The sequence below is a fragment of the Streptomyces sp. NPDC057543 genome (assembly GCF_042801895.1).
Lineage (GTDB): Bacteria > Actinomycetota > Actinomycetes > Streptomycetales > Streptomycetaceae > Streptomyces.
In genome coordinates this window covers 1-21,752 of sequence record NZ_JBHVFF010000136.1, presented here as the reverse complement: position 1 = coordinate 21,752, position 21,752 = coordinate 1, and the positions used below count along the sequence as shown (strand labels likewise).

Genomic DNA, 21,752 nt, shown 5'->3' with positions numbered 1-21,752 from the left:
GAGGGGGTGTGATGGCGGGCGGGGCTCGTGGGGGGGTGTATCGCGCCCGTCCGGCACCCGCGGAAGAAGACCGGTCCGGGGAAAATCAAGCCCGTACGGCGACCGGGGACACAGCGCGGCCGCAGGTCGCGCGGCCCGCTACACATGCTCCGGACGGTTCTCCAGCAGCATCCGCTGCAACTCGCGGGCCGCGCGCGGCGGCGCCACATCGGTGCGGTGCGCGAGCGCGATCGTGCGCCGCAGGCCGGGGCGGGCCAGCGGCGTGGTCCGCAGGTCGTGCCCGGCCCGGGTGGCGACCATGCTGGGCACCACCGCGATCCCGAGCCCGGCCCGGACGAAACCGAGCACCGCGTCCATCTCGCCGCCCTCCACCGTGAACGACGGCTCGAAGCCCTCCGCCCGGCAGGCGGCCACCGTCAGCTCGCGCAGATCGTAGCCGTGCCGGAACATCACGAGGGATTCGTCCTGAAGGTCGGCGATCCGTACGCCGCCGCCCCGGCCGGGCCTCGGCGCCCGCGCCGACGACACCACGACCAGGTCCTCCTGGAGCAGCTCTACCGTGGTGAGCGCGGGCGACGCCGCGGGCAGCGGCAGCACGACCAGGGCGAGATCGAGAGCCCCGCGCGCCAGCTCCCGTACGAGGTCCAGCGAGCCGCCCTCCTCCAGCAGCAGCTGGATCCCCGGGTGCCGGTCGTGGAAGGCGCGCAGCACGTCGGGGAGCAGGCCGGTGCAGAGGCTGGGCGTCGCGCCGAGCCGGACCCGGCCCCGGCGCAGCTGAGCCAGCTCCTGCACCTCGTGGCGCGCCGTGTCGGCGTCCGCGAGGATGCGGCGGGCCAGCGGCAGCAGCGCCTCGCCCGCGTCGGTGAGGGTGATGTTCCCCCGGGCCCGGCTGAACAGCTCCGCCCCCAGCTCGTTCTCCAGCGCCCTGATCTGCTGGGACAGTGAGGGCTGCGAGACATGCACATCCTCGGCGGCGCGGGTGAAGTGACGGGTCTCGGCCACGGCCACGAAGTACGTCAGCTGCTGGAACTGCATACACACAGCATAGCGACCATGATAGGGAACACCTATGAAGATCAGCCGTTCCATGTCTTGGACTGATGGGGCCCTTCGGCTCTAGCGTCGTGTCCATGGCATTGGCAACACGGACGGACCGACGGCCGTCCATGACGCGTACGCTCTGGGACTCGTCCGTCGGCAAGAAGACGATTATGGCCGTGAGTGGCCTGATCATGCTCCTCTACTTGGTTGTCCACATGATCGGCAACCTGAAGATCTTCTTCGGGGCCGGCGAGTTCAACCACTACGCACACTGGCTGCGGACCATGGGGGAGCCCTTCCTGCACTACGAATGGGCCCTGTGGATCGTCCGCGTCGTGCTCGTCGCCGCCGTGGTGCTGCACGCCACCTCCGCGTACCAGCTGAGCCGGCGCGACATCAAGGCGCGCCCCGCCAAGTACGTGCACAAGAAGCCGCGCGCCAGTTATGCCACCCGCACCATGCGCTGGGGCGGGATCATCCTCGCCCTGTTCATCGTCTGGCACATCCTCGACCTGACGACGGGCACCGTGCACTCCGGTGGATTCCAGTCCGGGCACCCGTACCAGAACGTCGTCGACACCTTCTCCACGTGGTACGGCAACACGATCTACATCGTCGCCATGCTCGCCCTCGGACTCCACGTCCAGCACGGCTTCTGGAGCGCCGCCCAGACCCTCGGCGCGGGCAACGCGACCCGTGACCGTGTTTTCAAGACCATCGCCAACGTCCTCGCCATGGTGCTGACGGTGGGCTTCATCTCCGTACCCGTCGCCGTCATGACCGGAGTCGTGAGCTGACATGACCGACTACTCGCACTACGAGACGGGCGCGCCCGTCGTCGACACCAAGGCCCCCGAAGGCCCCGTAGCCGAACGCTGGGACACCCGTCGCTTCCAGGCAAAGCTGGTCAACCCGGCCAACCGGCGCAAGCACACCGTCATCGTCGTCGGCACCGGTCTCGCCGGCGGGTCGGCGGGTGCCACACTGGCCGAACAGGGCTACCACGTCGTCCAGTTCTGCTTCCAGGACTCGCCCCGTCGCGCCCACTCCGTCGCCGCGCAGGGCGGCATCAACGCCGCGAAGAACTACCGCAACGACGGCGACTCGGTCCACCGGCTCTTCTACGACACGGTCAAGGGCGGCGACTTCCGCGCCCGCGAGTCCAACGTCCACCGGCTCGCCCAGATCTCCGTCGAGATCATCGACCAGTGCGTCGCCCAGGGCGTCCCCTTCGCCCGTGAGTACGGCGGCCTCCTCGACAACCGTTCCTTCGGCGGCGTCCAGGTCTCCCGCACCTTCTACGCCCGGGGCCAGACAGGACAGCAACTCCTCCTCGGCGCCTACCAGGCACTGTCGAGGCAGATCGCCGCCGGCAACGTCGAACTGCACGCCCGTACCGAGATGCTCGACCTGATCATCGTCGACGGCAAGGCCCGCGGCATCGTCGCCCGCGACCTCGTCACCGGGAAGATCGACACCTACTTCGCCGACGCGGTCGTCCTGGCCAGCGGCGGATACGGCAACGTCTTCTACCTGTCGACGAACGCCATGAACTCCAACGCCACCGCCATCTGGCGCGCCCACCGCCGCGGCGCCTACTTCGCCAACCCGTGCTTCACCCAGATCCATCCGACCTGCATCCCGCGCACCGGCGACCACCAGTCCAAGCTGACGCTGATGAGCGAGTCGCTGCGCAACGACGGCCGGATCTGGGTGCCGAAGGCCAAGGGCGACAACAGCCCCGCGAACGAGATCCCCGAGGACGAGCGCGACTACTACCTGGAGCGCATCTACCCCGCCTTCGGCAACCTCGTGCCCCGCGACATCGCCTCCCGCGCCGCGAAGAACGTCTGCGACGAGGGCCGGGGCGTCGGCCCCGGCGGCCAGGGCGTCTACCTCGACTTCGCCGAGGCCATCCAGCGGATGGGCAAGGCCAAGGTGGAGGAGAAGTACGGCAACCTCTTCGACATGTACGCGCGGATCACCGCCGAGAACCCGTACGAGACCCCGATGCGGATCTACCCGGCCGTGCACTACACGATGGGCGGACTCTGGGTCGACTACGACCTCCAGACCACCATCCCCGGCCTCTTCGCCATCGGCGAGGCCAACTTCTCCGACCACGGCGCCAACCGGCTCGGCGCCTCCGCGCTGATGCAGGGCCTCGCCGACGGCTACTTCGTCCTGCCGTCGACCATCAACGACTACCTGGCCCGCAACCCGCACCACGACGAGGTCGACGCCTCGCACCCCGCCGTCGAAGAGGTGGTCGCCGACACCGAGGACCGGCTGAACCTGCTGCTCTCCGTCGACGGCGACCGCACCCCCGACTCCTTCCACCGCGAGATCGGCGAACTCATGTGGGAGTACTGCGGCATGGCCCGCACCGAGGAGGGGCTGCGCAAGGCGCTCGACCGGATCCCGCAGATCCGTGAGGAGTTCTGGCGCCGCATCAAGGTGCCCGGTACCGGCGACGAGTTCAACCAGTCGCTGGAGAAGGCCAACCGCATCGTCGACTACCTGGAGCTCGCCGAGCTCATGTGCCTCGACGCCCTGCACCGCGCCGAGTCCTGCGGAGGCCACTTCCGCGAGGAGTCACAGACCCCGGACGGCGAAGCCGCCCGCCGGGACGAGGAGTTCTCGTACGCCGCCGCCTGGGAGTTCTCCGGCACCGGCGAGGCCCCCGTCCTGCACAAGGAAGACCTCGTCTTCGAATACGTCCACCCCACTCAGCGGAGCTACGCATGAAGCTCACCCTGCGCGTCTGGCGCCAGAAGAACGCCGACGCCCCCGGCGCCATGTCCACCTACGAAGTGGACGGCATCTCGCAGGACATGTCGTTCCTGGAAATGCTCGACACCCTCAACGAGGAACTCATCCTCGCCGGCGACGACCCCGTCGCCTTCGACCACGACTGCCGCGAAGGCATCTGCGGCGCCTGCAGCCTCGTCATCAACGGCGACGCCCACGGCCCCGAACGCACCACCACCTGCCAGCTCCACATGCGGTCGTTCCGGGACGGCGACACCATCGACATCGAGCCCTGGCGTGCCTCGGCCTTCCCGGTCGTCAAGGACCTGGTCGTGGACCGCTCGGCCTTCGACCGGATCATCCAGGCGGGCGGCTACATCTCCGCACCCACCGGCACCGCCCCCGAGGCACACGCCACCCCGGTGCCCAAGCCGGACGCCGACTTCGCCTTCGAACACGCCGAGTGCATCGGCTGCGGCGCCTGCGTCGCGGCCTGTCCCAACGGCTCCGCGATGCTCTTCACCTCGGCGAAGATCAACCACCTCAACGTCCTGCCGCAGGGCGCTCCCGAGCGGGAGACCCGGGTCCTCGACATGGTCGGACAGATGGACAGTGAGGGCTTCGGCGGCTGCACCCTCACCGGGGAGTGCGCCACGGCCTGCCCGAAGGGCATTCCGCTGCCGTCGATCTCGGCCATGAACAAGGAGTGGCTGCGGGCGAATCGAAAGGTACACCGCTAGTTTGTTCCTTGACCTCGATGGTCGAGCTACTTCTCGTACGTGATCAATCGGACGGCAACTGCGGTGTTTGCAGGCGGTGTTCATGCTGAGCCCGGGTGTTCCTCGGTGGGATCACTCGCTCGGTCGTGCCCGTCCGGAACCTCCACATCACCGCATTGAAGTAGCTTCGCAGATCAGGGATGGGGTCGAAGGCCCTCGGCGGGAGGTACGGCTCGATCAACTCCCGCTCGGCATCGGTCGGATCACCACGCGTCAGGACGCCGGTTTCAACCGATCCGCGGACGCGCGTTGGGAGATGCCGCGAAACCGTGATCCCGACTCAGAACAGCGCAAGCCTATGCTGGCGATATCATCAGGCATGTGACGCGCATGGCTGTCAGCGCCTGCAACCGACGGAAGTGGTGGGCGCCATGGGTGGCATGTGGACCGGCGAGAAGGTGCGTCTGCGAGGTGTCGAGCCGGAAGACTGGGAAGGCTTCCGCGATCTGGCTCAGCACACCGTCGATGTCCGCAATGCGGACCTTGTCGATCCTCCTCGCTCCGAGGAAAGCTTTCGCATCTGGACTGCTGAGCGTGCTGGACGTCCGCCAGGTGGGGAAGCATTCCGACTGGTCATCGAGGTGCTGGCCGACCGCGCTTTCGCAGGGTCCGTGACAATCGGCGAAACCGACAGCCGGGCAGGAAGATTCAAGACGGGCATCGTGATCACCCGTGACGAACGCCGCAAGGGCTACGCGGTCGAAGCCACCGAACTACTCCTCTCCTACATGTTCGCCGAGCAACGCTGCAACAAGTGTGAAGTAGAGATCTACGCATTCAACGATGCCTCCCTCGCCCTCTACCGCAAGCTGGGCTTCGTCGAGGAGGGGCGGCTTCGCCAGCATGGATTCTTCGCCGGCGGCTACCACGACGTAGTGCTCATGGGCATCACTGCTGCCGAGTACTGGGCCACCCACCGGCATCCATCAGTACGGTGACCTTGCACCACCGCCCACTCCTGGTAGGTGTCAACTCTCCGTAGAAATAGGAGAGTTGGGCCTATTGGGCCTATTGGGCTTTCAGGTGAGACGCATGGACGCCCTGAGGTAGGGCGCCGTACGGCTGCCCGCTGCACGGGCGACCTCGGCGGGGGTCCCCGCCGCCACGATCCGGCCGCCGCGGTCGCCACCGCCCGGCCCCAGGTCGATCACTCGGTCGGCGCCCGCCACCACTGTCATGTCGTGCTCGACGACCACCACGGTGTTGCCAGCGTCGACCAGACCGTGCAACTGCCGCATCAGCACCTCGACATCGGCGGGATGCAGCCCGGTCGTCGGCTCGTCCAGCAGATACAGCGTGTGGCCCCGACGGGTGCGCTGGAGCTCGGCGGCCAGCTTGATCCGCTGGGCCTCGCCGCCCGACAGCTCCGTGGCGGGCTGGCCGAGCCGCAGATAGCCGAGCCCGACATCGAGCAGCGTCCGCAGGCTGCGCTCGGCGGCGGGTGTACCGGCGAAGAACCCGGCCGCCGACTCAACCGTCAGATCCAGCACCTGCGCGATGTCGAGACCGCGCAGGGTGACCTCCAGGGTCTGCGGGTTGTAGCGGGCGCCGTGGCAGTCCGGGCAGGGCGCGTACGTACTGGGCAGGAAGAGCAGTTCCACGGAGACGAAGCCCTCACCCTGGCAGGTCTCGCAGCGTCCGCCCGCCACGTTGAAGGAGAACCGGCCGGCCTTGTAGCCGCGCTCGCGTGCCGTGTCCGTCTCGGTGAACAGCTTCCGTACGACGTCGAAGAGCCCGGTGTACGTGGCCAGATTGGACCGCGGGGTACGGCCGATCGGCTTCTGGTCGACCTGCACGAGCCGGTCCACCGCCTCCAGCCCCTGCGCCGACGTGCATCCGGGCGTGGGACGCTCCGCGGGCAGACCGGCGGCGGCCGAGGCCTGCCGGTCGGCGAGGACACCGGCCAGCACCTGACCCACCAGCGTCGACTTCCCGGACCCGGACACCCCGGTGACGGCCGTGAACACTCCGAGCGGGAACTCGGCGTCCACGCCCCGCACATTGTGGCGGTCGACCCCGTTCAGCCTCAGCCACCCCGACGGCGCACGCACCTCCCGCACCGGAGCGGGCCCGTCATCGAAGAGGAAGCGCCGGGTGGCCGACTCCGCCACCTCCGCGAGCCCGGCCGGGGGCCCGCTGTGCAGCACCCGCCCCCCGTGCTCACCCGCCAGCGGTCCCACATCGACCAGCCAGTCCGCCCGGCGCACCACATCCATCTGATGCTCCACGACGAAGACCGAGTTCCCGGCCTCCTTGAGCCGTCCGAGCACCCCCAGCAGCGACTCGGTGTCCGCCGGGTGCAGACCGGCCGACGGCTCGTCCAGCACATAGACGACACCGAACAGACCGGAGCGCAGCTGGGTGGCGAGCCGCAGCCGTTGCAGCTCGCCGGCGGACAGCGTCGGAGCGGTCCGGTCGAGGCTGAGATAGCCGAGACCGAGCTCGGTGACCGTCTCGATCCGGGCGAGCAGATCCGTCGTCAGCACCCGCGCCGTGTCACCACCGCCCGCCGTGCGCAGCACCTCGGCGAGCGAGGTGAGCGGCAACCCGGCCAGTTCGGCGATCGAACGGCCGGCGAAGGTGACCGCCATCGCCTCCGGACGCAGCCGGCTGCCGCCGCAGACCGGGCAGGGGGCACTGGTCAGGAAGCGCTCGGCCTTGGCCCGAAGGGTGCGGCTTTTGGTGTCCGCGAAGGTGTGCATCACATAGCGGCGAGCACTCATGTACGTACCCTGGTACGGGCGTTGGATGCGCTCCGCGTCACGCACCGGATGGACCGTCACCACCGGCTGCTCGTCGGTGAACAGGATCCACTCCCGGTCCCCGGTGTCCAGCGCGCGCCACGGGCGGTCGATGTCGTAGCCCAGTGCGTCCAGCACATCGCGCAGATTCTTGCCCTGCCAGGCCCCCGGCCAGGCGGCGATCGCACCGTCCCGGATCGACAGCGAGGGGTCGGGGACGAGTAGTTCCTCGGTGGTGCGGTGGATGCGACCGAGACCGTGGCACTCGGGACACGCCCCGGCGGCGGTGTTCGGCGAGAACGCGTCGGAGTCCAGCCGTTCGGCACCGGCCGGATAGTTGCCGGCGCGTGAGAACAGCATGCGCAGGGAGTTGGAGAGTGTGGTGACCGTCCCGACGGACGAACGGGCACCGGGCGCCGAGCGGCGCTGCTCCAGCGAGACGGCGGGCGGCAGCCCGGTCACCTCGCCGACCGCGGGCGCGCCGACCTGGTGGATCAGCCGGCGGGCGTACGGGGCGACGGACTCGAAGTAGCGGCGCTGCGCCTCGGCGTAGATCGTGCCGAACGCGAGGGAGGACTTCCCGGAGCCCGACACCCCGGTGAACACGGTGAGGGTGTCACGCGGGATGTCGACCGAGACGTCCTGGAGGTTGTGCTCCCGGGCGCCGCGCACCCGGACGTACGGATCGTGGGGGGTGGACATGCGCGAGGAACTCCGTACGGATCGGGGCAGGCCGACAGCCTGGGGGCAAACACCCCGATTCTAGGCGCCAGGACCAGCGAGGGCCGGTCGGACCGGCCCCCCGGCCCCCGGTCCGGCCTCGGACAGCTCCTAGCGCGAGGGGCGCAGCACGCGTTTGATGGGGCGTCCCACGACGCTGCGGGCCCGCTGGTATGTGGAGCGCTGGGGAGCCAGCGCGGAGCCCTTCGCGAGCTTCCGCTGGAGCTGGGTGTTCTTGGTGGTGAGCTCCGTCAGCTGGGACTGGAGCCAGTTGAGGCGGTCACTCATTCTGGCGGCATCGGCGCCGAGCCAGGGGCGGATGCCCGGAGGGAAGGCCAGTTTGCTCATCCGTGCCTCGAAGGCCGCGCCGCCGTCGCCGTGGGTGAAGGTGTTCTCGAGGCCGTTCTTGTCGAGGAAGTTCGTGAACCGGTCGAACCGTTCCCGGTGACCGCGCGTCAGCGGTCCGAAGTCGGCCTCGGCGTAGAGGTCGGCGGGGTCGAGGTCGAAGGGGGCCTTGGCGAGCATCCGGTGCGGGATGTCGAAGTAGCGGCACAGCTCCAGTGTCCGGGAGTCGCCGCAGAGCACGGTGGCGGGCGTGCCGACCAGCAGCGCCGCGATGTTGCCGTGGACGCGGGATCCGAAGGAGAAGTCGAATCCCCGCAGGTCGTCCATCCAGGTGGCCGGATCGATGTAGACGCGGACCTTGTCCTCCCCGTACATGGGGTGGTCGGGGTGAGTGGGGACGGAGGTGACCGAGGCGTTCTGGTGGGACAGGTCGCGCCAGTGCAGCTGACGGGCGTCGGAGAGGTTCTGACCGATGAACCGGAGGTGGGGATAGCGCGCGTGGGTATGGCGGATGATCTGCCCGAGCTTGTGCTTCCGCACGGCGTCGTGCGATCCGTTGACGGCGATCCGCGACTCGGGTCCCAGGGCCCGGCGGCTCTTTTGGATGTCGAGGTCGCTGCCGTTGAGGAACATCGAGGGACAGCCGATGACGTCCACGTCGCGAAAACCCATATCCCGCAGATACCGCTCGGTGAACTCCCCGTGCACACCGATGGAGGCGCTGTGGTCGAGTACGGCCGACACGAACGAGTAGACCGTGGGCTGCATGGGGCGCAGCCGGTCCGCGGTGTAGTCGACGCCTGTCTGGGCACCCACACCCGGGACGACGACGGGGATCTTCAGCTTCGAGATGAGCTGGGTCAGGCGCTCCAACTGGCGCTCGAAGGATGGCCGGAAGGCGTTGGCGAGCGGGATGACGAAGACGTCGTACTCGCTGTTGATGCGGTCGGCGTCGGCGACCTTGGTGGCGGTGCCGTTCGACACCACCTCAGAACCCGGCGTCTCCAGGATCTTGTGAGCGGCGTCGCTGAAGATCAGATTGCCCGAGTTGGTGGCGAACACGTCCTCATGGAGAGCGCGTTCGACCGGGACGACGTCGTAGGGGCTCTTCCCTGAACGCAGGAGTATTCGCTTCACATGGGTAACGTTGGATGCCACGAACCTGAATATAGCTTTGCGAACGCTTTTGATTCCATGCGCACCCTGCACAACTCTTTGCGATCTGCGTGGCACGTAGGGACATGGTCACAGATTCGCGCGCGCGAGCGTGGGCGCACGTCGAGTGACGGCATCCGGGGGCGGCCCGCGTGAGGTGCGTGAGATGCCCTCGCGACGCCCTCTTGAGCGCCGGACGGCTCCGCCCGTACGCTGCGTCCGGCGCGCGGGCGCGCCCGACCGGGAGGTGGAAGCGCCGTCATGGCCGACGCACTGTCCGATGACGACATCCTCGAAGCGATAGCCCGGCACATCGGCCGGCCCGGACAGGGGCCGCGACTGACCGGCGCCCACATCGCCCGGCAGCCGATGCTCGACCTGCGTGTCGTCCGGTGCCTGGAGACCCGTACCACGTGGGAGGAGTCCAGGCCCGGCACATACGACATGTCGGGACGGCCCACGTACGAAGGCGATCTGCGCGACCACCCCGTCGAGCCGCCGAAGGATCCGGCGGCGTCACGGACGGTGGAACTGGTGCTCCACGGCTCGGTGCGCACGGTGCCCTGTGGCTGCGACGGCGGACGCCAGCCCTGCTCGCGGTGCCGCGCCACGGGCAAGCTGCGCTGCGACATCGGCCCCGTATGCCCGGCCTGCAAGGGCGTCGATCCCTGCACCTGGTGCGACGGCACGGGCAAGCGCCGCAAGGACCGTGCGGGGGCCGAGCCGGCGCGGGAGAATCCGGCTGCCGGGCGGACCGCCTGCGTGAAGTGCCGTAAGCCCCGCACCGCTTGTCCGGAATGTCATGGATGGGGCGCCAAGAAGTGTCCGCGGTGCGATGACACGGGCTTCAGGCCCTGCCCGGTCTGCGAGGGGGAGAGGACGGCGGCGCACACCCCGTGCGACGGCACCGGCCTGATCACACTGTGGACCGCGGGATCCATCAAGCAGGTGCCCGACCGGGCCCTGCTGAAGCTGCCGGAGCCGGCGCCGCCGCTGCGTGTGCGGCAGCAGGCCGGACGCGCCGACGTGTGGGAACGGGTCACCCTGGTTTCGGCCGGTGACCCGCTCCCCGAGGGGCTGGACCCGGCACACATCAAGGCAGTCGAATCGGCCCTCGCGCCACGACAGCGCGAGGTGGCCCGACGCGTCGACATCCGCTGGCTGCCCTTGGCCGCGGTCACGATCCCCGACGATCCCGACCACGTCTTCTACGTCTTTCCCGGACGTGAGGGTGCGGAGGTCCTGCCGATCTGGTCGCGGCGCCGCTCCCTGCGGGTGGCGGTGGTGGTGGCCGTGGTCGTCGTGCTGGTACTCCTGGTGGTGGCGCTCGTCTGATTTGCTGGTGGCGTGAGAAGCGACCACCGGCCCCTGGCCGTATTCGACTTGGACGGCACGCTCGCGGACAGCGGCCATCGGCAGCACTTCCTGGAGGGGCGGCGGCGTGACTGGAACGGCTTCTTCTCCGCTGCCGTCGACGACCCGCCGCTTCTCGAAGGCGTACGGCTGGTGCTGAGAAGTGCCGCGGAGTGCGAGGTCCGGTATCTCACCGGACGGCCCGAGCGGTGCCGACGGGACACCGTGGCCTGGCTGGTGGAACAGGGGCTGCCCGAGGGGCGGTTGTACATGCGCCGCAACGACGACCGGAGGCCGGCCCGGCACACCAAGCTGGAAATCCTGGAGCGCTTGGGCCGGGAGCGTGAGGTGCGAATGGTGGTCGACGACGACGAACTCGTCTGCGATGCGGCGGAGCTGGCCGGCTTCGCCGTGGTACGGGCTCGCTGGGCACAGGCGTCGCCCGCGCTCAGGGACGCGCAGGGGCACGCGGGCCGCACCTGAATCCGGTGCGGAGTCGGTCGCGACCCGGTGTGCGGCGGGTCGCGCCGGATCAGCTCGGCTCGTCGAGCCGGAAGCCCACTTTCAGGCCCACCTGGAAGTGCTCGATTCGGCCATCCTTGATCTCTCCGCGAACCTGTGTGATCTCGAACCAATCGAGATTGTGCAACGTTTCCGAAGCTCTTGCGATGCCTCTGCGGATGGCGTCGTCGACGCCTTCATGCGAGCTCCCCACGATTTCGGTGACTCGGTAGGTGTGATTTGACATCTTATGTCTCCTCTCGTCCCTACCACGGTGCCCCACCTGGCCCGGGTACGCGAGGGGTCGGTGTGCAGAATGCGTGGGGAACGGCTCTTGACCGGAGCAATGGTCCATACCAAAATCCAGCCACGCCCGTGCGAGCACCGCCCGCAGTCCCCCACACCGGGTTCTGGAATTCGTCGTGCCGTTTCGCAGAAGGTGAACCTGGTGAAGAACCGCATACTTGTCGGAGCCGTCGCGCTCGTTTCCACCTGCGCGTTGGGCGGATGCGGATTCGTCTCGGGTTCGGAGGCGTCCGGCAGCAGGACGGTCACGATCTGGCTGATGAAGAACAGTGTGTCTGCCGACTTCCTCAAGCGCTTCACGAAGGCCTACGAGGACGAGCACCCGACGGTCCGGCTCGACTTCAAGATCCAGAGCTGGACCGGTATCGGACCGAAAGTCATCGACGCGCTCCAGGGCAAGGACACCCCGGACGTCATCGAGGTCGGAAACACCCAGGTCGCCCAGTACGCGGAGAGCGGGGGGCTGCGCGACCTCACCCTGGAGTCCGTGCGCGACCTCGGCAGCGAGGACTGGCTGCCCGGTCTCGCCGAGCCGGGCAGCGTCGACGGCGTCCAGTACGGAGTCCCGTGGTACGCGGCCAATCGAGTGGTGATCTACAACAAGGATCTCTTCGAACAGGCCGGAATCAAGACCCCGCCGAAGACCCGGGACGAATGGATCGCGGACAGTGAACAGCTGAACCGGAACGGCAATCAGGGCATCTACCTCGCGGGCCAGAACTGGTACGTCCTCTCCGGGTTCATCTGGGACGAGGGCGGCCAACTGGCCGACGACAGGGGCGGCGAGTGGGAAGGTGCCCTGGACAGCCCCGGCGCACTGCGCGGCATGAGCTTCTACAAGGAACTGCAGGCGCTCGGTGACGGTCCCAAGAACGCGGACGAGGAAAAGCCCCCGCAGGCCAAGGTCTTCGCCAACGGCGATGTCGCACAGATCATTTCGGTGCCCGGCGCCGCCGCGCAGATCGAGCAACTGAACCCCGAACTCAAGGGAAAACTGGGCTACTTCCCGATCCCCGGGAAGACCGCCGAGGCCCCCGGTTCCGTTTTCACCGGCGGATCCGATCTGATCGTTCCCGAGAAGGCGGGACAGCGCGCCGCGGGCATCGACGTCATCAAGGCACTGGCCGGCCGGAAGTGGCAGGAAGAACTCGCCAAGGCCATGAGTTACGTGCCCAACAAGCCCGACCTCGCGCGTGCCATCGTGGGCCAGGAGGGCACGGCCGCGATGGCCCGGGGCGCCACAAAGGGGCGCGCGACGCCCAACTCGCCGCAGTGGGCGAGTGTCGAGGCCGACAACCCGATCAAGCCGTACATGACCGCGGTCCTTCAGGGCGGCGACCCGCAGAAAGAGGCGAAGGCCGCCTCGGAGAAGATCACGGACCTGCTCGCGGGCAGCTGAACCGGGCGGTACCGCGGCGCGGCGGGCAGCTGAACCGGGCGGTACCGCGGCGCGGCGGGCAGCTCCGACCGGCACCGGGGCGCACCCGGGATTCAGCCTTCGCACATCCCGGCTCTCCCATGCGGTCATGTCGAATCCAGCCGGTCACGGAAGAAGTAAGGGGCCGGGCTTCCGCGGCAGTGCGACGGCCCGGCGGCCGCCCTTGCCGATCCGTCCCCGGAGACCGTCATGAACGCGCTGCCCGTCACCTCACTCCCCGCCGCCCCCGTTGTTCCCGCACGGCCCGTCCCGTCCGCCCCACCGCGCTACCGGGTGTCCCTCGCGGTCGACCAGGACGAGGTGCGTGCGGCCCAGCGCCTGCGCCATCTGGTCTTCGCGGGTGAGCTCGGCGCCCGGCTGGAAGGAGCCGAGCCCGGCCTGGACAGCGATGCGTTCGACGCGTACTGCGACCATCTGCTGGTACGGGAGGAGGCCACAGGCGAGGTCGTCGCCACCTACCGCGTGCTGCCGCCCGAGCGGGCGAGGGTCGCCGGGCGTCTCTACGCGGAGAGCGAGTTCGACCTCGCGCGGCTCGGCCCGATCCGCGACGACCTGGTCGAGGTCGGCCGGTCCTGCGTCCACCCGGCCCACCGGGACGGCGCCGTGATCGCACTGATCTGGGCCGGACTCGCCCGCTACATGCAACGCACCGGACACAACTGGCTGGCCGGCTGCTGCTCGATACCCCTCGCGGACGGCGGCGTCGCCGCAGCCGGGGCATGGGAGACCGTACGGACGAAGCACCTGGCGCCCGAGGACCACTGGGTCACTCCCCACCGCCTCTGGCAGCCCACCACCGCGGGGCGAGGAGACGTGCCCACCGGACTCGCCACGCTCCCGCCCCTTCTCCGCGGCTATCTGCGACTGGGCGCGCAGGTCTGCGGAGCACCCGCGTACGACCCCGACTTCAACGTCGCCGACCTGTACGTGCTGCTATCGCTGCGCCGCACCGACCCCCGCTATCTGCGCCACTTCCTCGCACTCACCGAACTGCGGTGACTCCCGGGGCAGTTGCTGGGCAAGATGCCCTCGTGCTGATCCCGGCAGGCGTCCGGCCCGGGGTGCCTTGGGCCACCCCGGGTGGCCCGCTCAGACCGCCGTAGCCAGCGACAGCGCGAACCGGTCTGCGGAATCCGTCCACCACTGGTCCAACCGCAGTCCAGCCGCGCCGAGTTCGGACCGCACCCCCTCCTTGCGGAACTTGGCCGACACCTCCGTGCGCAACTCCTCACCGGCCTCGAAGGGCACCACCAGATCCAGATCCGGGATCTTCACCGTGAGTGCTGCACGGGCCCGCAGCCGCATCTCGATCCACTCCCGTTCCGGGTCCCACAGCGCCACGTGATCGAAGTCGGCCGGGTCGAAATCCGCACCCAACTCCCGGTCGACGACCATCAGTACGTTCTTGTTGAACTCAGCCGTCACCCCGGCCGCGTCGTCGTACGCGGCGACCAGCACCTCCTCGTCCTTCACCAGATCCGTGCCGAGCAGGAGCCCGTCGCCGGGGGAGAGCAACGACCGCACCGACTTCAGGAACACCGACCGCTCATCGGGGAGCAGATTGCCGATCGTGCCCCCGAGGAACGCGATCAGCCGCGGCCCCGGGGTGCCCGGCAGCGCGAGACCGCCGGTGAAGTCGGCGATGAGCGCGTGGACGGAGAGATCCGGCCGGTGTGCGAGCAGGGCCTCGGCAGCGCCGCGCAGTGCGCTCTCGCTGACATCGACCGGTACGTAACTGTGCAGCGCGGGCAGCGCGTCCAACAGGTGCCGGGTCTTCTCCGACGACCCCGATCCCAGCTCGATCAGGGTCCGCGCCCCGGACGCCGCCGCGATCTCCTCGGCGCGGTCGATCAGGATCTCGCGCTCGGCGCGCGTCGGGTAGTACTCGGGAAGCCGGGTGATCTCCTCGAACAGTTCGCTGCCGTGCGCGTCGTAGAACCACTTGGGCGGCAGCGTCTTCGGATGCCGGGTCAGGCCGTGCAGCACGTCGGCGCGCAGCGCCGCGTCCGTCGCGTCCACCGGCAGGGTGCGGGTCAGCAGAAAGGGACTCACTCCGTGGGCTCCTTGAGCGGGGTCAGCAGAACTTCGGTGCGGGTCGCTGTCAGCAACGTCCGGTCGGGGACCGTACGCCAGCGGGGATCGTCGTCGTACGGCTCCGAGGCCACGACCGCGCGCAGCCCCGGCTCGGCGAGGTACCACAGGGTGTCGCCCCAGGCAGTCGCCACGATCGTGGCGCCGTCCACGAGCAGCAGATTCAGCCGCGATCGAGGCGCCGCGGCCGCCACGTCCTGCACGGTGTCGGCGACGGCCTGCGGCAGTTCGTCACCGTCGGCGAGACGGTGGCGTACGAGGGCCCAGACGAGAGCCGAGTCGCAGCGGGCGGTGAGGGTCAGCAGCTCGGCCGGGGGCAGCGCGGCGGCGAGCGGTGCCAGGGAATCCGGCCAGCCCCGCACCGCGCCGTTATGACTGAACAGCAGCCGTCCGTCGGTGAACGGCGCGGCTGCCGCCTCGCCGTCCGCGCCCGCCTCGGTGGCATCACGTACCGCCGCGAGCAACGCCGTACTGCGCACCACTCGGGCCAGATCGGCGAACGTCTGGTCGCCCCAGACGGGGCCCTCGCGCCGGTAGCGTCCCGGCACCGGGTCACCGTCCGCGTACCAGCCGACGCCGAAACCGTCGGCGTTGACGGTCCCGTGCTGCTGGTGTCTCGGCGCCCAGGACTGGCGCACCAGACTGTGCGGTGGCCGCGTCAGCAGTTCACCGAGGGCCACCGATGGCCCCAGATAAGCGATATGACGGCACATCAGAGATTCCTTGCGGTGCGGAAGCCGGAGAAGATCTGACGCCGCACCGGCAGGTCCCAATTACGGAACGTTCCCCTGCACACCACGGGATCCACGGCGAACGAACCGCCGCGCAGTACCTTGTGGGCCGGCCCGAAGAACACTTCGGAGTACTCGCGGTACGGGAACGCCGAAAAGCCCGGATAGGGCTCGAAGTCGCTCGACGTCCACTCCCACACGTCACCGATCAACTGCCGTACGCCGAGCGGTGACCGGCCCGCGGCGTACGCCCCCGCAGGCGCGGGCCGCAGATGGCGCTGGCCCAGGTTGGCCCGCTCGGGGCTCGGGTCCTCGTCGCCCCACGGATAGCGCAGCGAACGGCCCGACACGGGGTCGTGGCGCGCCGCCTTCTCCCACTCCGTCTCCGTGGGCAGCCGGCGCCCGGCCCAACGCGCGTACGCGTCCGCCTCGTACCAGCTGACATGGAGCACGGGTTCGTTCTCGGGTACCGTCTCGGTCACACCGAAGCGGCGGCGCAGCCACTGACCGGCGTCCCGGTGCCAGAACAGCGGAGCGGTCAGCTCGTGCTCACGTAGCATCGCCCACCCCTCGGGGGCCCACCAGCGTCGCTCGGTGTAGCCGCCGTCCTCGATGAACCGCTGGTACGCGCCGCAGGTGACGGGTGTCGTGTCGAGGAAGAAGCCCGGTACGTCGCGCACGTGCGCGGGACGCTCGTTGTCCAGGGCCCACGGCTCGGTGGACGTCCCCATGGTGAAAGGTCCGCCCGGGACCAGGACCTCGGCGGGCAGCCCGGCCGCGTCGGTGGGGCCGGGCGGCACGGGCGCGGTCAGGACCGCAGGGCCGGACCGCAACTGATGGGTGATCAACATGGTTTCGTCGTGCTGCTGTTCGTGCTGGGCGATCATGCCGAAGGCGAACCCGTCCCGCACCAGCCGATGGTCACCGCGCAGTGCTGTGCCGTCGAGCACGTCCAGCGCCCGGTCACGTACCTCCGCGGCGTAGACCCGGGCCTCGGCGGGTGCCAGCAACGGCAGCGAGGGACGGGCCGCGCGGGGATGCTCGAAGGCGTCGTACAGCCCGTCGATCTCCGGGCGCATCGCCTCCCGCCCGGCCACCTCGCGCAGCAGCCACAGCTCCTCCTGATTGCCGATGTGCGCGAGGTCCCAGACCAGCGGGGACATCAACGGCGAGTGCTGGGCGGTCAGTTCGTGGTCGTCCACACTATCGGTGAGAAGCGTCGTGCGTTCCCGGGCGGTGAGCAGCGCGGCGAGGGCGCGCCGACGGAGTGCCTCGGTGTCCGTCCGGTCCGGCCCGGTGGTACCGCCCGGACCGGAAGCGTCGGGTGCGGCTGAGTCGGTCATGAGCGGGGCCCCTCGAAGTGGTGGTCCGAACCGCCGGCCGAATCGAGCGCGAGCAGTTCGGGAAGGTCGTCGGCCGGACATCGGCCCCGGGCGACGAAACGGTCGTTGAAGTCCGCCACCGCTTCCTGCACGGCCGTGGTCGCTCCCATCCGGGGCAGCGCCTCCAGGGCGAGTGCGAAACAACTGGTGGCGGCCGCCCGCAGCTCGGGATCGGTCAGGCCGTCGCGGGCAGCGCTCTCCCAGAGCGGATTGCGCGGCGCCGGGCCCGGCCCGGCTGTCTCGGCCAGTGGTTTGACGGTGCGGTACACGGTCTCGGCGGCCTCCGGGTCGTCGAACAGGGCGGTGGTGACGGCGAGCGGCACCAGCCATCCGTCCGCGCCGTGCTGCGCGTCGATCATGCGCAGCTCAAGGTGTCCGCGCGGGCGCACGGGCGGAAAGAGGGTGCTGATGTGGTAGTCGAGATCTGAGCGCACCGGTGGTCTCGGAGCGCAGGTGCGGATCCAGTCGCGGAAGGTCAGCCCGTCCGGCACGGCCCACGGCCCGTCGTCGTCCCGGATGCACATCACCGGGGTGTCCAGCACATGCGCCGCCCAGGCGTCGCGAGGTGGCAGATGTCCGGGCGGAGCCAGGGACCGCCACGGATCGAGGCCGGCCCACAGCGACTGCCGGGTGGACCGCCACGGCGTCGGGCGGCCGTACTGGAAGGGCGAGTTGGCGAAGACCGCGACCAGCACGGCGCCCAGCAGATGGGACAGCTGCCAGCGCCGCCCGTAGCCGAGCGGACCGGGTTCCTCCTCTCCGGCGTCCAGACAGACCTGGACGGACGCAGTGGTGCACATCATGGCGCGGCCGGCCGGTCCCGACCGGTCGAACGAGACCTCCATGGCGTCGTAGCGGGGCTCGTGCAGCAGACGGCGCGGCGGATGCCACGGATCGACGCCGAGACCCGCCGGTGCGAGCCCCACCCTGTCGAGGGCGTCACGTACGGCGGTGAGATCGGCGGCGGTGGCATCGATGCACGCCATCAGGGAGTCGGCGGGGCGCGAGCTGAGCTCCAGCTGGCCGCCGGGTTCGAAGGTGAGCGCCGCGCTCAGGGGCAGGGCCCGCAGGAGGGCGGCGGCCGCGTCGAGGCGGTGGTGGGGGACCGGGACGCTGGGCTGGTCCCGGTGGTGGATGAGCCATTCGAGTTCGACGCCGACCGTGCGGGGCGGACCGGTCTTGAAGCAGATGCAGCGCAGTAAATCCTCGGCCTCGCCCTCGCCGAGGGGCGGGGGCTGGCCGGGCGGACCGTGGTCGCCGGGTGCGTCGGATGACATGCCGGGGCCTCCTTCTGCTCGGTTCGTCCGTACCACCCAAACCCTTACGGGGGGATCGCACAAGAGTGCCCCTGTGTGCCGGATATCCGGTTGCATCCATGCCGCTGGAGGGCCGAGCATGCCCCGTATGCACCACACGGGGGAGTACCGATGAGCGCACGGCTGCGCGGCATCGCGCGAGAGACCGAGGCCATTGTCGAGGCCGGCCGCTACCGCACGCCCGAAGGGCGCGAGGTGAGCATCGAACGTGCGCTGACCGCCGCGCTTTCGGGCACCAGGCTGTACGGCCCCGAGCCGGTGCCCGTCGCCGCACTCGACTTCGACCGCACACCGGCCATCGAGGTCACCGACGAGAGCAGCCTGCGGGCGGCGCGCCGGATGACCGGTGAGGGGCCCGGCAAGGTCGCCGTCCTGAACTACGCCTCGGCCCGCAATCCCGGCGGCGGATACCTCAACGGCGCACAGGCCCAGGAAGAGGCCCTGTGCCGGGGCTCGGCGCTGTACGCCACGCTGCTGCGCGCTCCCGACTACTACGCCCACCACCGCGCGGAACGCAGCGCCTTCTACACCGACCGGGTGATTCACTCACCCGGGGTGCCGGTGTTCCGGGACGACCGGGGGCGGCTGCTCGACACCCCGTACACCGCGGGCTTCCTCACCTCGCCGGCACCCAATGCGGGAGTCATCCGCGGCTACACCCCCGAGGACGCGCACCGCATCCCCGCCGCGCTCGCGTCCCGTGCCGAGCGGGTGTTGGAGGTCGCGGCGGTTCGCGGGTACCGCAGACTGGTGCTGGGCGCCTGGGGCTGCGGCGTGTTCCGCAACGACCCGGCGCAGGTGGCCGGCGTGTTCCGGGCGCTGCTGCTGGACGGCGGCAGGTTCGCCGGCCACTTCGAGCAGATCGTCTTCGGCATCCTCGACCGCAGCCCCGATTCCGCCACCCGGTCCGCCTTCGACCGGACGTTCGGCGGTCAGCTCCAGCCGTAGCGCTCCCGCAGCCGGCCGACGACCAGATCGAACCGGTCCCGGTCCAGCGCGCACGCCTCACGCCGCATCCCGTCCTCGTGCACCCGCAGCACCCGGTCCAGATCGACCCACGACGGACGGCCCGAGCTGTCCCACGGACCGGCCCCGAGCGCCACCCACTCGTGGTCCCCGTCGTGCTGCTTGCTCGACAACTGCACGGCGAGCAGCGTGCCCACCGCCTCCCGCGCCACCACCAGGACCGGACGGTCCTTGCCACGCCCGTCGTTCTCCTCGAACGGCACCCAGGTCCAGACGATCTCGCCGGGATCAGGGTCGCCGTCCCGGTCGGGGGCGTACAGGGTGCGGACGGGGCCCACGTCGCGCGGGTCGGCCTCGGAGGTCGCGCAGGGCCCGGTGCGGCCGGGGAAACCGGCCGGGCTGTCGGTGCTTCGGGCACGGTGCTGGATGCTCATCCCCACACCGTAGGACCTGCACGGCCCATTTCGTGGAGCGGGTCCGGCTTACGCGCAAGCCGCGTGCGGGGCGGTAGATGCTCGATCACCGGCACCACCGTGCCCGCCTCGATGCGGCCGTTCGCCGAGGCGGGATGCGCGAGGAAGTGCTCGGCGCCGCCCCGGATCCGTACGATCACTCGCCGAGAAGCCCCGGCCCCGCCGTTCCGGTCACCCGGCCGAGCAGTCCCACCATCGAGGAGTCATCCATGACCCGGAGCGTACCCACGCCGCACAGGTCTGGAAGACTGCCCGACGCCATGAGCCAGTTACCGAACCAGCCCACCGAAGGCCCCGTTCCGACCAGTGCCGACGTGGCACGGCTCGCCGGAGTCTCCCGGGCCACCGTGTCCTACGTACTGAACGACGTCGCGACCGTGCGGATCAGCGAGCCCACCCGCCGCCGGGTCAGGGAGGCTGCCGCCGAGCTGGGGTACGTACCGCACGCGGCGGCCCGCAGCCTGCGCGCGGGGCACACCCGCATGGTGGTGCTGCCCACCGTGAACTTCCCGGCCGACCCGCTCCACCAACGCTTCTTCCACGAACTGGAGACCGGGCTGCGCCGCCTCGACTACACGGTGGTCCAGTACGGCAGCACCGGCCTCGACGCCGACGACGCACCCCGCGCCTGGGCCGAACTCCGTCCCGTCGCCGTCATCGCACCCGGCACGATCGCCCTCACCCCGCAGGGCATATCCGTACTCAGACGAGCCGGAGCCAAGGCCGTCATCACGCTCGGCCCGCGACCGGTGGACGGCGCCCATGCGCTGCTCATGGACCAGCGGACGGTCGGCAACGTCGCGGTCGGGCACCTGCTGGCGCGCGGCCGGCGTCGCATCGGCGTGGTCATGCCCGAGGAAGGCGGCCTCGGCCTGTTCGCCGAACCCAGGCTGACCGGGGCCCGGCAGGCCGCGCAGAGCCACGGGGCCGTCATCGAACCGCTGCCGCTGCGGTACGAGGAGGAGTCGGCCGACCGGTTGGCCGCCCGCTGGCGCACCCTGGGCCTCGACGCCGTCTTCGCGTACAACGACGCATACGCGATGCTCCTGATGCGGGCCCTTCAGGACGCGGGCATCGAGGTGCCGCGCGAGACGGCCGTGATCGGCGTTGACAACCTGATGCTCGGCAGGTTGCTGCGTCCCCGGCTCAGCAGCGTACGGTTGGAGACGGCCGCGGCCCAGCCGCTGGCGGATCTCGTCCACCGGTTGGTGCGGCGCCCCGGCGGCGCCCCCGAGTACCACAACCTGCTGCGGGCCACGGTGGTCCATCGCGAGTCCAGCTGAGCCGCCGGGTCCGCACGGCACGGCAGCGCGGCAACGTGCGCACCGCGCGCCGCTTGCCTAGCGTCATGACCATGAGCCATCCGCAGAGTTACGAGATCCTGCTGGTCCCCGGACACGTCGAGGACACAGACGAAGCCGCCGGGAGCGGTGGTGCCATCCGCTCGGCGGTCGTGGCGGCGACCGGTGAGACGGGAGCATCGGGTTACCCCCGCTATTCGGGTGAAGGCGTCGTGGCGGACATCGACCCGGCGACGCACGCGGTCGAGGCCCTGCTGGTCGACGGCGCCGAGCTGGACTACGGCCTGTCGGTCCGGATCAAGGAGAAGAACGCCGACGACGACGCCGACCGCAGCGCCGACAGCAGTACCGGTGGCTGAGGC

Annotated in this window: 20 protein-coding genes and 1 pseudogene; 11 read left to right on the top strand and 10 right to left on the bottom strand. The window is 69.8% G+C overall.

Features of this window, described 5'->3' with window-relative positions; genetic code table 11:
- Positions 1 to 138 precede the first annotated feature (138 nt).
- Complete coding sequence (locus tag ACFU8Q_RS22575; RefSeq protein ID WP_384456773.1) at positions 139 to 1,035, bottom strand: LysR family transcriptional regulator; 897 nt, start codon at positions 1,033 to 1,035, stop codon at positions 139 to 141.
- A 95-nt stretch (positions 1,036 to 1,130) separates the two neighbouring features.
- On the opposite strand from ACFU8Q_RS22575, the gene ACFU8Q_RS22570 reads away from it, so the two are divergent.
- The 4 genes from ACFU8Q_RS22570 to ACFU8Q_RS22555 all read left to right on the top strand — a co-directional run bounded on the left by ACFU8Q_RS22570 (position 1,131) and on the right by ACFU8Q_RS22555 (position 5,509).
- Complete coding sequence (locus tag ACFU8Q_RS22570) at positions 1,131 to 1,838, top strand: succinate dehydrogenase (RefSeq protein WP_384456771.1); 708 nt, start codon at positions 1,131 to 1,133, stop codon at positions 1,836 to 1,838.
- A 1-nt stretch (position 1,839) separates the two neighbouring features.
- Positions 1,840 to 3,789 carry a fumarate reductase/succinate dehydrogenase flavoprotein subunit gene (locus ACFU8Q_RS22565; protein ID WP_384456769.1) on the top strand — a complete coding sequence of 650 codons (1,950 nt, stop codon included), beginning with the start codon at positions 1,840 to 1,842 and terminating at the stop codon, positions 3,787 to 3,789.
- Positions 3,786 to 4,532, top strand: coding sequence for a succinate dehydrogenase/fumarate reductase iron-sulfur subunit (locus tag ACFU8Q_RS22560; protein WP_384456767.1), 747 nt, complete (start codon positions 3,786 to 3,788; stop codon positions 4,530 to 4,532). The genes ACFU8Q_RS22565 and ACFU8Q_RS22560 overlap by 4 nt, the downstream gene beginning before the upstream one ends.
- A gap of 410 nt (positions 4,533 to 4,942) precedes the next feature.
- Complete coding sequence (locus tag ACFU8Q_RS22555; protein WP_384456765.1) at positions 4,943 to 5,509, top strand: GNAT family N-acetyltransferase; 567 nt, start codon at positions 4,943 to 4,945, stop codon at positions 5,507 to 5,509.
- An 81-nt stretch (positions 5,510 to 5,590) separates the two neighbouring features.
- Here ACFU8Q_RS22555 and uvrA read toward each other — a convergent pair whose 3' ends face one another.
- Together uvrA and ACFU8Q_RS22545 are read right to left on the bottom strand one after the other, a co-directional pair.
- Positions 5,591 to 8,014 (bottom strand): excinuclease ABC subunit UvrA, encoded by a 2,424-nt coding sequence (gene uvrA, locus ACFU8Q_RS22550; RefSeq protein ID WP_384456763.1) that lies wholly within the window; start codon positions 8,012 to 8,014, stop codon positions 5,591 to 5,593.
- Positions 8,015 to 8,143: 129 nt separating this feature from the next.
- Positions 8,144 to 9,535, bottom strand: coding sequence for a polysaccharide pyruvyl transferase family protein (locus ACFU8Q_RS22545; protein ID WP_384456761.1), 1,392 nt, complete (start codon positions 9,533 to 9,535; stop codon positions 8,144 to 8,146).
- A 258-nt stretch (positions 9,536 to 9,793) separates the two neighbouring features.
- Between ACFU8Q_RS22545 and ACFU8Q_RS22540 the strand changes: the two genes are divergently transcribed.
- Positions 9,794 to 10,867, top strand: coding sequence for a hypothetical protein (locus ACFU8Q_RS22540; protein WP_384456759.1), 1,074 nt, complete (start codon positions 9,794 to 9,796; stop codon positions 10,865 to 10,867).
- A gap of 12 nt (positions 10,868 to 10,879) precedes the next feature.
- Positions 10,880 to 11,368 (top strand): hypothetical protein, encoded by a 489-nt coding sequence (locus ACFU8Q_RS22535; protein WP_384456757.1) that lies wholly within the window; start codon positions 10,880 to 10,882, stop codon positions 11,366 to 11,368.
- A 49-nt stretch (positions 11,369 to 11,417) separates the two neighbouring features.
- Here the strand turns inward: ACFU8Q_RS22535 and ACFU8Q_RS22530 are convergent, their stop codons facing one another.
- Positions 11,418 to 11,633, bottom strand: coding sequence for a dodecin (locus ACFU8Q_RS22530; protein WP_266750802.1), 216 nt, complete (start codon positions 11,631 to 11,633; stop codon positions 11,418 to 11,420).
- Between the two features lie 201 nt (positions 11,634 to 11,834).
- On the opposite strand from ACFU8Q_RS22530, the gene ACFU8Q_RS22525 reads away from it, so the two are divergent.
- The gene (locus ACFU8Q_RS22525; protein WP_384456755.1) at positions 11,835 to 13,091 is read left to right on the top strand and encodes an extracellular solute-binding protein; all 1,257 of its coding nucleotides are present in this window, start codon (positions 11,835 to 11,837) and stop codon (positions 13,089 to 13,091) included.
- 228 nt (positions 13,092 to 13,319) lie between these two features.
- The gene (locus tag ACFU8Q_RS22520) at positions 13,320 to 14,129 is read left to right on the top strand and encodes a GNAT family N-acetyltransferase (RefSeq protein ID WP_384456753.1); all 810 of its coding nucleotides are present in this window, start codon (positions 13,320 to 13,322) and stop codon (positions 14,127 to 14,129) included.
- Between the two features lie 90 nt (positions 14,130 to 14,219).
- Here the strand turns inward: ACFU8Q_RS22520 and egtD are convergent, their stop codons facing one another.
- From egtD to egtA, 4 genes are read right to left on the bottom strand one after another with little or no spacing between them, the layout of a single operon-like run.
- Positions 14,220 to 15,182: an L-histidine N(alpha)-methyltransferase gene (gene egtD, locus ACFU8Q_RS22515; protein WP_384456751.1), complete on the bottom strand. Its 963-nt coding sequence runs from the start codon at positions 15,180 to 15,182 to the stop codon at positions 14,220 to 14,222.
- Positions 15,179 to 15,934 (bottom strand): ergothioneine biosynthesis protein EgtC, encoded by a 756-nt coding sequence (gene egtC, locus ACFU8Q_RS22510; RefSeq protein ID WP_384456749.1) that lies wholly within the window; start codon positions 15,932 to 15,934, stop codon positions 15,179 to 15,181. The genes egtD and egtC overlap by 4 nt, the downstream gene beginning before the upstream one ends.
- Entirely contained in the window at positions 15,934 to 17,295 is a 1,362-nt protein-coding gene (gene egtB / locus ACFU8Q_RS22505; protein ID WP_384456747.1) for an ergothioneine biosynthesis protein EgtB, read from the bottom strand. Before egtB ends, egtC begins: the two co-directional genes overlap by 1 nt.
- Positions 17,292 to 18,611 (bottom strand): ergothioneine biosynthesis glutamate--cysteine ligase EgtA, encoded by a 1,320-nt coding sequence (gene egtA, locus ACFU8Q_RS22500; RefSeq protein ID WP_384456745.1) that lies wholly within the window; start codon positions 18,609 to 18,611, stop codon positions 17,292 to 17,294. The genes egtB and egtA overlap by 4 nt, the downstream gene beginning before the upstream one ends.
- Before the next feature lie 150 nt (positions 18,612 to 18,761).
- Here egtA and ACFU8Q_RS22495 point away from each other — a divergent pair, with 150 nt between their 5' ends.
- Positions 18,762 to 19,598, top strand: a complete 837-nt coding sequence (locus ACFU8Q_RS22495) for a TIGR02452 family protein (protein ID WP_384456743.1) — start codon at positions 18,762 to 18,764, stop codon at positions 19,596 to 19,598.
- Here ACFU8Q_RS22495 and ACFU8Q_RS22490 read toward each other — a convergent pair.
- Together ACFU8Q_RS22490 and ACFU8Q_RS22485 are read right to left on the bottom strand one after the other, a co-directional pair.
- On the bottom strand, positions 19,583 to 20,050 hold the full coding sequence (locus tag ACFU8Q_RS22490; RefSeq protein WP_384456741.1) for a type II toxin-antitoxin system PemK/MazF family toxin: 468 nt from the start codon (positions 20,048 to 20,050) through the stop codon (positions 19,583 to 19,585). The two genes, ACFU8Q_RS22495 and ACFU8Q_RS22490, sit on opposite strands and share 16 nt — an antisense overlap.
- Positions 20,047 to 20,300, bottom strand: a pseudogene (locus tag ACFU8Q_RS22485) (hypothetical protein). Before ACFU8Q_RS22485 ends, ACFU8Q_RS22490 begins: the two are co-directional and overlap by 4 nt.
- 49 nt (positions 20,301 to 20,349) lie before the next feature.
- On the opposite strand from ACFU8Q_RS22485, the gene ACFU8Q_RS22480 reads away from it, so the two are divergent.
- A complete protein-coding gene (locus ACFU8Q_RS22480; RefSeq protein WP_384456739.1) occupies positions 20,350 to 21,372 on the top strand; it encodes a LacI family DNA-binding transcriptional regulator in 1,023 nt (340 codons plus the stop codon).
- Positions 21,373 to 21,443: 71 nt separating this feature from the next.
- Complete coding sequence (locus ACFU8Q_RS22475) at positions 21,444 to 21,749, top strand: hypothetical protein (protein WP_384456737.1); 306 nt, start codon at positions 21,444 to 21,446, stop codon at positions 21,747 to 21,749.
- Positions 21,750 to 21,752 lie beyond the last annotated feature (3 nt).